Source organism: Robertmurraya dakarensis (assembly GCF_900156875.1).
Lineage (GTDB): Bacteria > Bacillota > Bacilli > Bacillales > Cytobacillaceae > Robertmurraya > Robertmurraya dakarensis.
The window spans coordinates 1,682,484-1,695,904 of record NZ_LT707408.1 but is presented as its reverse complement, the minus strand read 5'-3'; the positions used below and the strand labels follow the sequence as shown (position 1 = coordinate 1,695,904).

Annotated in this window: 9 protein-coding genes and 2 pseudogenes; 5 read left to right on the top strand and 6 right to left on the bottom strand. The window is 34.9% G+C overall.

What is annotated here, in order from left to right:
* The 5 genes and pseudogenes from CZ487_RS09240 to CZ487_RS09220 form a co-directional block, all read left to right on the top strand.
* On the top strand, positions 1 to 909 hold a 909-nt coding region (locus CZ487_RS09240), incomplete at its 5' end, for a Ger(x)C family spore germination protein (protein ID WP_077211810.1).
* A gap of 128 nt (positions 910 to 1,037) precedes the next feature.
* Positions 1,038 to 1,178: pseudogene (locus CZ487_RS27865) on the top strand (cupin domain-containing protein); the annotation flags it as partial.
* A 636-nt stretch (positions 1,179 to 1,814) separates the two neighbouring features.
* Positions 1,815 to 3,308, top strand: coding sequence for a phospholipase D-like domain-containing protein (locus CZ487_RS09230; protein WP_077211809.1), 1,494 nt, complete (start codon positions 1,815 to 1,817; stop codon positions 3,306 to 3,308).
* 151 nt (positions 3,309 to 3,459) lie between these two features.
* Positions 3,460 to 4,056 (top strand): CBO0543 family protein, encoded by a 597-nt coding sequence (locus CZ487_RS09225; RefSeq protein ID WP_237562826.1) that lies wholly within the window; start codon positions 3,460 to 3,462, stop codon positions 4,054 to 4,056.
* 23 nt (positions 4,057 to 4,079) lie between these two features.
* Positions 4,080 to 4,763, top strand: a complete 684-nt coding sequence (locus CZ487_RS09220) for a DUF421 domain-containing protein (RefSeq protein WP_077211808.1) — start codon at positions 4,080 to 4,082, stop codon at positions 4,761 to 4,763.
* Between the two features lie 279 nt (positions 4,764 to 5,042).
* Here CZ487_RS09220 and CZ487_RS09215 read toward each other — a convergent pair whose 3' ends face one another.
* From CZ487_RS09215 to CZ487_RS09185, 6 genes and pseudogenes are all read right to left on the bottom strand, one after another.
* Entirely contained in the window at positions 5,043 to 8,132 is a 3,090-nt protein-coding gene (locus tag CZ487_RS09215) for an EAL domain-containing protein (protein ID WP_161949610.1), read from the bottom strand.
* A 1,682-nt stretch (positions 8,133 to 9,814) separates the two neighbouring features.
* Positions 9,815 to 10,029: pseudogene (locus CZ487_RS27445) on the bottom strand (hypothetical protein); the annotation flags it as partial.
* 519 nt (positions 10,030 to 10,548) lie between these two features.
* Positions 10,549 to 11,172, bottom strand: a complete 624-nt coding sequence (locus tag CZ487_RS09195) for a restriction endonuclease (protein WP_077211806.1) — start codon at positions 11,170 to 11,172, stop codon at positions 10,549 to 10,551.
* Entirely contained in the window at positions 11,172 to 11,501 is a 330-nt protein-coding gene (locus CZ487_RS09190) for a hypothetical protein (RefSeq protein WP_077211805.1), read from the bottom strand. The genes CZ487_RS09195 and CZ487_RS09190 overlap by 1 nt, the downstream gene beginning before the upstream one ends.
* Before the next feature lie 321 nt (positions 11,502 to 11,822).
* The gene (locus CZ487_RS26555; RefSeq protein WP_154676017.1) at positions 11,823 to 11,999 is read right to left on the bottom strand and encodes a hypothetical protein; all 177 of its coding nucleotides are present in this window, start codon (positions 11,997 to 11,999) and stop codon (positions 11,823 to 11,825) included.
* 386 nt (positions 12,000 to 12,385) lie between these two features.
* Positions 12,386 to 13,421 (bottom strand): IS110 family RNA-guided transposase (locus tag CZ487_RS09185; protein WP_077211804.1); only part of this gene is annotated, 1,036 nt, incomplete at its 5' end.

The following is a 13,421-nucleotide window of genomic DNA, read 5'->3' as shown; positions in this document are numbered from 1 at the left end:
AGACAAAAACTAGAGGAACAGACAAGCCATGACATTACGTCTGGTCAATTAAGGACCATACTGTTTAATAAAAATATGGCAGAAACAGGAATTTCTTCTTTTCTGGATACCATGCAACGAGACAGCATTATCAGTTCTTTAATCTTTTTGGCCATTACTGATAATGCTGAGGAGACGATTAACAATACAAACTATGAAGAATATCCCGAAATGGGATCCTATATCTACCAACTATTGGATAAACACGAAAAAAAAGAAATGTTAGTCAACTCCAACTTACATGATTTTATAACCACACTAAATGAAATTGGTATCGATCCTACCCTACCCATGATAAAAAATTCAAATGGGGTAGCACCATTTATAGATGGTGTTGCATTATTCAAAGAAGATAAAATTGTTGGATCTATTTCGTTGATAAACACCCTTTACATAAAATTATTCACAAATAATAAGGCATTTTTAGGTGATATAACTTTAGAAATTGCTGCTGAAGAACTAGAGAAAAGGGGTATTGCCCAACCTCTTCCTAAAAGTGATATTTATAAGATTACACTTCATCCAATAAAGTACAAAGGAAACATTGAAATAAAGAACGAAGAATTGGTTCATTTAAATGCAACGATTTCCGTTTCAACATTAGAATTTCAACCATATACTTCTTTGAAAAATAAAGATTCACTAAACAAAATGGAGCTACTAATTGGTGAAGCCCTAAACAATAAATTTGGACATATACTTGAGGAATTAAAAAATTTAAATACGGATCCCATAGGTATCGGAAGAAAAATAAGAAGCATTAGAAAATATTCCCATTTAACTGATGGGGATTTAAGACAAATATATCCAGCACTAAAGATAAAACCAAATATAAAGGTGGAAATTAAGCGAACTGGATCAGTTGACTAACATGTTTTTAGGAACAAAATCGCTTAAGCAACTTAACCACGACCCATGTATTGATATTACACTGGGTCTTTTTTCTTGCTTGTCGCATGGTGCCATTGAAAAAGGACAGGCTACCTCCACTTCATCAACCCGCAGGAACATGGCATAATCTAACGAACATAGGTAATAAACCTATAAAATTATACTCCATTTATGCACCACCTCAACATCCACATGGTACTGTTCATGAGACAAAGTCAATTGGCATGGCTTCAGAAAATCACTATTAAATAATTTTTGACTGATAACCCTAACACAAAGAAGTATTCCATTCCCATCGGTTTAGTGTATCCATGCTCCTATAGTTGGTAAACCAATCGTTTGGGGCAATATTACAGTTAACAGGGTAATTGTTACGGTTAATTTTGGTAATGCACCTATTCCAAATCTTGGGATGAAAACACCAAACAAATAAGATTTGATTCACATTATCATATTTTCTGGAAACTACTTATCCATCTCAGTATATTCGATTTTAAAAAGAATCCAACAGGGGGCAAGGTACCACTAATTATGGGATATCCAGTAAGAGCTCTATCGGTTGTAGCAATCATGTTCCGTATTCGCCTGCTTGAAAGAAGGAGGTTTCGAAAGCCTCCCATTTAAATAAAATGTCGAATTCTGAGTCAGCTACAGCAGAAAAATGTAAGATTTTTGGTTTAAATGGAAGAAGTGTAAAACGAACCTCCCTTTTTGTTTTTCGATACATCTCCAACTTTAAATTTCCTTTCACAAAACAAACTAATTACAAAATCATTTGGAGTGTCTCATGAGAAAATGTCCAACTAAACAATTCCTCGTATTCCAAACGTATACTTACTACATAGTTCGTACATGTTAAGGGAAAAACTAAGGAGGAATTTTAGTTGGAGTGGTTTTTTTTTCTATACCTGTTAAATACGTTCTTTATCTTATTCATAGCAATTTGGGAAGTTCGTCGGCCAGCCAAAGCTTTGAATTGGATGGTAATCGTCCTTGTTTTGCCTGTCCTTGGTTTCTTACTATATCTTAGCATATCAAATCCCAAGCTTATTCATCGTAAAAGATTGACTTCTTCTCATAATGAGTCTAATAAGTTACCTGATACATATAGTGATTCAGCATCGATAGTCGCAGATGTTTTAAGGTATTTTACTGTAGGCGGGCTTCGAGTCGGCAAAGTCCAAGTACTAAACAATGGAATAGCAAAATATGAACAACTTATCGAATCCCTACAAAAAGCCCAAAAAACCATTGATCTGGAATATTACATCTATCGGAATGACCAAATAGGTAATCGCATCACAGAACTGCTGATCGAAAAAGCAGTAAACGGAGTGCGGGTTCGTTTTATTAGAGATGGTTGGGGGAGTAAAAAATTTCCGCGTCAAAAAATCCTTCAGATGGTGGAAGCAGGGATAGAATGCCGGACAATATTTCCTTTACGCTTTCCCTGGATTTTATCCAATTGGAATTATCGGGATCATTGTAAGATTGTCACGATCGACGGAAAGAAAGCTTTTACTGGTGGCATGAACGTAGGATATGAATATACAGGATTGAATCCTGACGTTGGCTTCTGGAGGGATACTCATTTACAAATAACAGGAGAAGCATCAGTTGATTTGCAGACTGTCTTTGACGTTCATTGGAATATTGCTGTGCCGGAACGGATAAAATCGAAAACAAATCTGAAAACAAAATCTGAGGTAACGAAAATCAATCCAATCGGAAGAGTAGATCTTTCCAGATGGTCAGCCGAATTAGGTTCAGAGTTGAGCACCATAGATGGTAAAGAGATGAACATATACCCAAAGACAGGGACATTGCAAAAAGCATACATCCATACGTTGGAAGGAAACCCTGGAATTCCTACACCAGTTATTCGTCAAGCTTACTTTATATGTATAACACAAGCGACCAAAACCATTGATATAACAACACCTTACTTTGTACCAGAAACAGATATTGTTATGGCATTAAAGGCAGCTGTGGCTCGTGGTGTACGCGTAAGATTACTTGTTCCTCGCCATATTGATAAAAAAATCGTGGGCTTTGCAAGTCGTACCTATTACGGGGAACTTATAGAAGCTGGGGTCCAAATCTACCAGTACGATAAAGGAATGTTACATGCGAAACTGATGATCATTGATGAGGAAATTGCAGAAGTAGGCGCAGCAAACTATGATATGAGAAGTTTTCGCCTGAATTATGAGGTGTGTCAAGTCGTGTACAGTGCTGATGTGGCAAGGGAACTCACAGAGCAGTTCGAGAGGGATCTTACTGATTCTGTACCATTAAGAATTGAAGACTTGTTACAACGATCCCTGACCGAGCGCATTGTTGAACAGGGTTCTCGCCTGCTTTCTCCATTATTATAAGTTGATGTATCCTGGTTTTATTGTTCTATCAAAAAATTTCTGATTCATTTGAAAAAAGTCGAAAACCCGTGTTAGAAGAACTTTCATGGGTTTTTTCTTATTTACGATGGAAATTCATTACTAAAAAACGGTAATACTAAAAAGGCAGCTTTTGATTTTAATTATAGGGGTGATATCAATAGATAATATATTTGAAAATCTTAAGGAAATACGTTTATTAGAAGATAAGCTGTATCATTTAGAATTAAATGGTTGGCTAACAAATGAGTTTTTAACTTGGGAATGGTGGATACTAGTTGTTTTTTTAGTTGTGCCTTGGGTTATATGGGCTAAACTTGTTAAACAAGACATTATTTTAGAAATTTTGTTATTTGGTACCATAATTATCTTGACAACAACCTTATTAGATGTAGTTGGTGCACAATATAGTTTTTGGGATTACCCCATTGCATTCCTACCTATTATTCCTCGGGCCTTTCCTTTTGATTTTTCAATGGTACCTGTAGCTTACATGTTGTTATATCAATATTTTAGAACATGGAAATCTTTTATTTTAGCCCAGATCATTATGGCACTAACATATGCCTTTATAGGTGAACCCTTTTGCGAGTGGGTCAAACTTGTTAATTATTTAGAGTGGAGATACAGATATTCATTCATATATTACATCATTGTTGGAATTGTAACTCGAGCTTTAATACTAAAACTAGCCTCTTTATCTAAACCTCAAGATCTTACAACTAAGTAAAATTTAAATTGGAGGAAAAAACTTTGGAAGAAGTTAATATTGGTTTACTGACGATCAAAGTCATCGTTGGTTTTGCCACTTTATTTTTTATCATTATCATAACAGGCAGAACATCCATCTATCAGTTAACCCCGTTTCACTTAGTTTTTGTGTTAGTACTTGGAGATTTTTTAGGAAATACCATTTATGAAGATAAGGTAGGGATTTTTCATTTTTTATATGCCATCGGATTGTGGACGTTTCTTATGTTGGGAATAGAGTTTATGACTCTAAAAAATAAATCGACACGTTCTCTCTTATTAGGCAATCCTAACATAATCATTCGAGATGGTGTTATGGACAGAAAATTACTTACAAAGAACAAATTGGATGTAAATCAAGTATTGAGTATACTCCGTCAAAATAATGTCTTTTCAGTTCGCGAAGTCAAATACGGTATATTGGAAGCTAATGGGCAATTAAGTTTATTATTAAAATCCAGGTATCAAAAACCAGACAAGCAAGATCTCAATCTTCCAGAAAGTCCAGTAGACCTCCCAACATCGTTAATTATAGATGGGGAAATTTTATGGGATAATTTACATGAACTCGGATTTGATCAACAGTGGTTAGATAACCAATTAACTACCAATGGATATGATAATGTAAAGCTTATACTCTACGCAGATTGGCGAGAGAGTGAAGGCATACATGTAAGTCCTAAATAAAATTTGTTAGGATAGGAGCACATCAATTTTCTTGGTGAATATAATGTGGATTTAAAAAAAGATGAACCAGAGAATCCGTTTTATGAATTTATCTGATAGGATGTTTGTTACTCTTTGGTTTTCCACAATGGGGCGCTTTTCTGGAGTAAGGATTGCGCTATTTTCGATCTAAGTGTTCATTACAAAAAAAAAGGTGCTACCAACAAATCGATCTTGGTAGCCCTCTTATGTAAAAAGGCTTTTTGCGGATCCACTTAATAACAAAAAATTGCCTATTGACTAATTTTCACTTATAGGTAACCTAACCTCCACAGTAGTTCCCTTGTTTTCTTTACTTTTGACTGTTATTGTCCCATTATGTTGTTGAAGAATTCTATAACATAGCATTAACCCTAAACCAGTACCTTTTTCTTTATTGCTATAGAAGGGCTCCCCTAATCGCTTAATACGCTCTTCACTTAATCCAACGCCGTTATCTATGATTTTTATTAGAACGTATTCTTCTTCAATACTACCTTGGATTTTTACAAAACCTCTATTGGGAATTGCTTCAATACTGTTTTTGATAATATTGATGAAAACTTGTTTTATTTGGTTTATATCTCCCATAACTTGCGGAAGATTTCGTATATTACTTTGGGAAATTTGCACGTTATTCAAATTTGCCTCTGATTCAAGTAATTTCTCAACATCTTGAAGTATAGTTTTAAGATTAACCTTATTAATTTTAGCTTCGACTGGTTTCGCAAGACCAATAAATTCTTTTAGAATTTCCTCAATTTGTATGAATTCCTTATAAAGTAATTCAAAATATTCTTTCTTTATGATTCCTTGCCCAAATAGTTGGATAAATCCTTTTATTGTAGTAAGAGGGTTTCTAATCTCATGAGCTACTCCTGCAGCTAGTTCACCAACAACAGATAATTTTTCTGCTTTTAAAAGCTGTTCTTCTGCTTTTCTTTTTTCCGTAATGTCTCTCCCCACCACAATCAAGTGCTCTACTTCTCCATTTTCTCCAACCACTGGTGTAGCAACACCTTCAACTAATATCCAACTTCCATCTGCACACAAGAAACGGGATTCCATCTGAGAAGAAGACATTGTATTAACGACCTGTTCAAATCTCAGCAATACATTTTGTCTATCTTGAGGATGTATCAAATCAAAGGGCTTTTCCCTTTCATAGGACTTTAATGGGAAACCAAGTGAGGCTCCAAGTGATGGTGATGCATATAAAATCATTCCATTCCTATCTAATAACATTATTATATCCATCATGTTTTCAGCAATAAGACGATATTTAGACTCGCTTTCTTGTAAAGCTTTTTCTGCCTTTTTTCTTGCAGTAATATCTACACAAGAACCGATAACCTCTATTACTTTTCCTCCCTTTTTAATAGGGCGTAAGGTAGCAAGATAATTAATCCCATTCAGCTCGTCCTCATATGTAACAAATTCTTCTCCTTTCCAAGCACTCATGTAGCTGGCGGCTTTTTCAATAGCATTTTCGTATGGAAGAAATTCTTCTAATTCTTTACCTATCACTTGAGTAGGTATCATTCCAAAACGATATAATAATTCTCCGTCACATAGTGTATGAATGAACTTTCCATCGATTCTCTTAAACTTAAAAATCATGCCTTGTTGCAGACGAATCGTGTCTTGTAACTCTCTTTTTGCTGATTCTAGTAGTTTTCTAATCCTCATCCTTTCATTGATATCTCCAGAGATCCCGTACTCTCCAACAATTTGCTGAATTTCAGCAAATTTTCCCTCTAATTCACTTGCCGATTGCGGTTTACTTAGGAAATATCCTTGCCCTTCATCACATAAATTCTGTTGTAGGAAAACAAGTTGTTCCTTTGTCTCAATTCCTTCAGCAACGACATTCAAATTTAATGAATGAGCCGTTGAGATAATGGTTTTAACAATGGTTTCATCATTAGGGTTATTATGAAGATCCCTAATAAATGAATGGTCAATTTTTAAAGTATCAACAGGCAATTTCTTTAGGTAATTTAAAGAACTGAATCCTGTTCCAAAATCATCTATGCTTATCCGTACACCCATTTTTTTTAGTTCACGTAAGGTCAATATAGTACTTTCTATATTAGCTGTCGTACTCTCAGTAATCTCCACTTCTAAATAATGTGGTTCAAGTCCAGTTTTTTGAAGAACTGATTTAATCGTTTTAATCAAATTAGATTGATTAAACTGGATAGCTGATAAATTGACAGCTACTACAGTAAAAAAACCTTGTTGTTGCCATGTTTTATTTTGATTACAAGCAGCATACAAAGCCCATTCCCCAATAGGGATAATTAAACCTGTTTCTTCCGCAATTGGAATAAATGTTCCTGGTGATACCCATCCCCATTCTGGATGAAACCAGCGAATTAAAGCCTCCACACCTACGATTTTCCCTGTATTTAAATTTATTTTTGGCTGATAGTGAAGCAATAACTGATCAAGTTCCATAGCCTTATGAAGTTCTATTTCTATTTTTAATGGGTCAACGCTCACTTCATTTTCATCATAAAAGTAGAACTTGAAATTATTTCTACCTTCTTTTTTTGCTTGATACATGGCAAAGTTAGCATGTTTTATTAATAATTCAACACTTTGGCCATCCTTAGGAAACTGGCTAATCCCAATGCTGAGTGAAATTTTCATTTCATAACCTTTTACAAAAAATGGACTAGAAAACGATTTAATAATCCGTAACGTAGTTGATGAAATTTCATTTTCGGTTAGGTTTTCAAGAGCTATAAGAAAGTCATCTCCAGAATAACGAGAAATAAAACCAAATGGTTTTACCTTATTCTTTATACGTTCTGTAATTTGTTTTAATAACAAATCACCTATTTCATGGCCGTATATCTCATTTACTTTTTTAAAATTATTCATATCTATAAATAAAACCGCAATAGAACCTACATGAGATGATAACTTTAGATTTAAATACTGGTTAAAATTATATCTGTTAGGTATTCCAGTTAAAACATCATAGTTAGCTAAGTAGTTCATTTTTTTGTGTTCTTGCTTATGTTGCGTAATATCTCTAAAAAATACAGTTAACCCTTCTTTAGAAGGAAAGGCCCTAATTTCATACCATTTATTGTTAAAGTACTCTTCAAATTCTATAGGTTCTTGTTCCGACAGTGCCTTTTTATACCGTTTTACAAAATTAAGTAAATCTCTATAGGGTAAAGCATCATAAATAAATTGACCGATAACATTTTCACGGCTAATTTTTAAAAGTCTTTCTGTAACATTATTTATGTATTCAAATTTCAAGTCTTTGTCTAACGAATAAAATGCATCAGATATTCTTTCTAAAATATCCCTGGTGATGTTTGTATTACTCAAAGCCAATCCCCTTTCAAATACCCCGAATCGGTGATTTAATTTATCCTTAGTATAGTATTATACATTCTATCTATATTGTTTTGAAATTTGAATAATTTTAGTCATATTAAGATTTTTGGATTCAACGGGGTAACACCTGAAAAATGTGGAATGTTGATAGCTCTTTTTTTTGGGAATGGATATTAAGGTTGAGGTGGTCAAATATCGCTTTTGATTGACTCCATTTTTGTCTCGGTAGTCATAGCCATGACGCTTCCAAACACAAACCTACTCAGATCGGTAGGATGAGGGGCGCAAGTTTTCATCATTATCGCTGGCGGATTGATAGGGTTGACCATTATACGTTTTGCTACCAACTTATTTGTCAAATTGCATCATTCCAGACCCGGCCTCGAAACTACAGCATTTGTAATAGTCGGCTGGGTAGAGGTAAGGCTTGTCGTATTAACGTTAGGACACCCAGGTATTGTCTTCGGTCATTATTCGTTATGTAAAATAGCTCTTAGTTCTACATAATGCAATATTATCGGAAGTTGCAATCTCTTGAGAAAAGGGAAGAGTGGTGCTTTTTTGGATGGTTTTATGCAACCGCCAAACTGGTTGAAGTGAAATTTTCCCCTTAACACTGAGCAACAAGTTATTTCGAAATGATCTCCTAACTTGGGTGGGAGGTCATGGTGCTGTGATGATCGTAATGCGCATTTCCTTGCAATGAAAGCACCATCCAAATGCCTTGATGTGAGCATGTTTTTATTCCTTTAAAGGGTAAATTCAGGAATCAGCGTTTATAACGTTTTTAAGGAAATTATAAAAAGACCAGTTCTCAATTTTAATTCTAATAATTAGACATTTTTCGTTGCCCCAGAAAAGGGCATTTAATGGAATAACCTTTCTAACTGGGTAATTGTTATGGTAATAATATAAGAGTTTTTTGTCCTGATTACAAGATGTTGGTACTTTCTTGTCCTTTTACAGTAGGAGTGTTTTTCGCCTCCCCAATAATTAACATAGAGAGTGAATTGTCATCATAATCGTATAAAAAACAAAAAAGACAGATATCATGTTATACGTTAATATCTGCCTCCGTTATTCTTGGTGATTATTCCGCAACATTTCGTATTCCCAAATATGGACTTAAAAACATTATTCAAGTTGAAAAAATTAAGGATTATCTTGACCAAGAGCATCTTGATTACTTATTTAAGGCTCATGTTGATTTTGCAATTAAAGATACAACCACTTATTTTCTCTATCAACCATATCCAATGTTAAACTCTATTCAGTTTTGCTGGGAAAAACCAAAAGTTGAAAAAGAAATAAAATGACAAATTCCCCCGCTTCTTTAAAATTCAAAAATGATTGAAGCGGGTTTTTCTTTAATTTAGTGTAAAAAACCTTGATCACTTTGTAAATTCACCTATCATCTTCTTAAAAAGTTCAATCTTAATCGGAATATACTAAGTAAAGGATAGTTTATTTTCTCTTAAGTTTTTCTGCTCCGTTAAACAAGCAGATTGTAAGTTTCAAATATTAACCTATGAGAACTCCCTTACATGTGGGGGTTTTTTATGGGAAAACGCCTAATAATGAAAGAATGGAAGGCTTATATTAAACTGGGTAACACCCAACTACCCATTTCTGCTTTAGCATACCAATAATCACTCCACTTCTCGAAAACGTTCCTAAACAGGCTCATAATCAAATAATTTGCCCTCATATACTTCATGAAGTCTTGTACTGATTTGGAAATCATCAGGGGTAATGAGCGCGGGAAGTTTATTTCACAGACGAATTCCTGGTCGATGCGTACTTCTGCAACAAACTGAGAACAGAAGTATGAATTGCTAAATTTAACGGATTCATTTAATGAAACTCCAATTACACCTAGCAGGTTATTAAGAAAACAACATCGTTTTGCAATGAGAGAGTACATTTGAGCAGATTCTAAAGGTAGAAGATTTAAACGTATTATATTGAAGTATATGTTACTTGAAACAATAAATAGACAGACAAAAATAATGATCTTTCGAACTTCTTTTTTTATAAACCATTTTATTTAGCAACACGTAAATAACAAATTCAAAGACGCAAAGATCCCATGTATTCTCTAAGGTGTTTACTTACTAACTCATCCGTTGATGTATTATATGGGTCCAGTATTTCATCATAGATATCCAAAGCACGTTTATGATACACTTTCTTTTTGTTTAATTTAGCATAGAAGAGCAAGTGAAACACTTTTGTACATTGAGGGGAGACCAATTACATATTTGTTTCACTTCTTATACATTGAGGGTTTCACCATCGCTTAGTTCTCCTAATGCAGCTTGAAGCTACAATAGAAGCATTACAGAAAAACGCATGGAATAATCAAATTCCATGCGTTTAACAGTTTAAAGTTTTATACAATCTAAATTTAAGGGACTAGTACCCGATTTTCATAACTAGGCTTACCTTTTGGTTTAGTATAATGACAGTTTAGAAAATTTCCCCAAGTAAAGCGTGGTTCATGTTTTTGCATTTCCTCTATTAATCTTTTTCTGTTCCATAATTCAATACCAAATTCTCCAGCTGCCTCAAAGGCAGGTTTTGTAAAATAGGAATTAGTAATTACTATTGCTTTTTTACATTTCTCTTTTGTCTTTCCTGCTAAAATTTGCTGAATTGAATCATATCCTACTTTAGCCTTATATCGTTTACATTGTATAGCTGTATTTTCACCATTTATATTAGTAGCTAAAATATCAACACCAAAATCACCACTTCCTTTTGTGACTATGACATTTTTAAATCCAATACTTCGCAATAATTCTGCTATGAAGTATTCAAATTCGATTCCTTTCATATTATCAATTTCATCAATCCGAGTTGATTTCACTGCATATTCTTTTTGTAGCTTACTTTTAGAATTTGCTACTGTTCTTTCATTATTTTCCTTTTCAAGTTCTACATTATCTCTAATTCTTTCTTCTGCTGGTTTCGAGTATATTGTAGTTGGTTCTTCTGTGTAAACAAAAACATATATAAAAATAATAACCACTATAACGACTCGACTGGAAGCATAATAGCTACACCATCATCAATATTATTAGAAGAAAAAATTTCTTCTGTTAAAGCACCGAGTAATAGCGAAGGAGCAACCGTAACAAATAATGATATAAACGAAGGCTTAAAAGCCCAAAAAAACTTTTCTTTTACAACTGACTTTTTATGTTCTCTTATATAGTGTATTTCATTATGTAAATATTGTTTTTCTTGCTCCTGTAACAAATCTTCTATTCTGCATTCAGTGCAATAAGGCTGTATTTTATTATCTTCAATTTTTTCATTCATAATTTTTTGATGTTTTACACATCTATACTTTGGCATAATTCGTCACCGTACTCACCTATTTCTTATTAGAAACGCATTTTAAATGGTATATCTTTTCATGCCTGTAAAACTGAATGATCCCTGTTTTCACAAACGATGCATTCAACTACATGTTCAGGGTGGCCCTGGTCAATTAATGAGATCTGTACTATTTTCTTTCATCTATTTCGACATATGGAATAGATTGCCCCTACCGAAACTATTCCGTATATTTTCTTCGTTTTTTCTTGGATAACTTAAAAAGGTCTTTATTAACTGGAGTGCCATCAAAGCGACGTCTTTCTTAATCTTCACCAGCTTTAAGTACCGAGTACCACGTTATTGGTTCTCATACGCTGAGATTACCAACCCTTCATAGATACCAACAACATAATTAATAGTATCAGAATTACACTGATCCATAGCAGCTCGCCAACTCCCTCTGGTTGCTTCGTATAAATCTTTTCTATCTTCATTAATTGCTTTATGGATTTTAACTGCTAAAATTGTAATCATTAATTCCTCCCTCTATAAATGTTGATTTATCAACGGTTTGACCCGTTGATGGGGTGTCAAAAAAATATTTTTAGACACGATCTTTAACAATATTTTTATATTATGTGAATCTATTCCATTACATTGGTACGCTACGCGGTCACTACTGGATAATGATGGAAGTAGTGATAAGGAATTATGTGATGCACAATGGATCTCTGCGTAGCTTATGATGACGTACCCTCCCATGTCTCTTGGGCATCAGTGTGCCTACATTCCTTCGTTCGGTCTAGTCATAAGGCAGAGGCTAGCGAAGCTCCTATAGGGACTCGAGGTCGAATGGAAAAAATAATGCCAGCTTCTCCGTGTCATCCTGTTTGTCTATGTCTGCAAGGGGATGTAGAACTTTACATAGCCTCTGCGAGACTAGGTATATCCTTCATCATTCGCTGTGCGTCAAATGCTTTGTGCTTGGTACTGATTCCATGTAACACTTTTAATAGTTTTCCGCATAGAACCACGATGGATTGCTTCTTACGTAATGGATTAACCTTACGGTTTGTGTAATACTCATGTAGCTTTTGAAAGGCTTCATTATGGCGAACCATTGGCATCATCACTCGGAAAAGGAGGGCGCGCAGCTTTCTTCTGCCCCGTTTGGAGATGCGTTTTTGTCCTTTGTGCTGACCGGACGAATTTTCACGTAACGTTAATCCCGCGAGTTTGATTAGTTGGCGTGGATCTTCGTAATGTGAGAAGCTTCCGATCTCAGCTAATAGTTCGACAATGGTGGTATCTCCAAGTCCTTGAACCGTTGATAGCCATTCGTATTCTACAGATGTTTTAACGAGCTCAACTAAGTGTTGAGTAATACTTTCGATATCTTGTTCTAATTGGTTGTAACGACGAACGAGTGTGGCGATTTCGATACGGGCCATCTCACGTCCCTCTGTTACTCCGATCGAATTAGCAGCGACTTCAATAAGAAGCATTGCTTTCGGTCGTTGGGGAGATTTGAGCCCCTCAACCTGGCGGTAAAGTGATAATAATTCATCGGGTTGTTTCTGGTGAAGATCACTAGGAAATGGGGTACATTCAAGTACTGCCATTGCCAACTTTCCGAATGACGGAAAGACCTGGGGAAACTCAGGAAAATAGCGATCTAACCACCTAATCATCATGTTTTTGACAGCTCCAAGTTCCTCTGTCAACTTACTTCTAAACGTTGACCCAACACGAAGTTCAGCCTCCACGTCTTTCAAGATTCTTGGATAACTGAAGCGTCCGTCTTTAATAAGACGAGCAATTACTAAAGCATCTTTACGGTCATGTTTGGTTGGTAGATTGTCATCCAATTCCTTTGACCGTTTGACGTGCATAGGGTTGGTCATAGCCAAGGGAATCCCCCGATCCTCCAGGAAATAGGCTAAATTAAGCCAGTAA

Bases quoted from the DNA above. Each gene is read 5' to 3' on its own strand.
- CZ487_RS09190 (WP_077211805.1), bottom strand. From the start codon at position 11,501: ATGCCAAAGTATAGATGTGTAAAACATCAAAAAATTATGAATGAAAAA.
- CZ487_RS26555 (WP_154676017.1), bottom strand. From the start codon at position 11,999: ATGATTACAATTTTAGCAGTTAAAATCCATAAAGCAATTAATGAAGAT.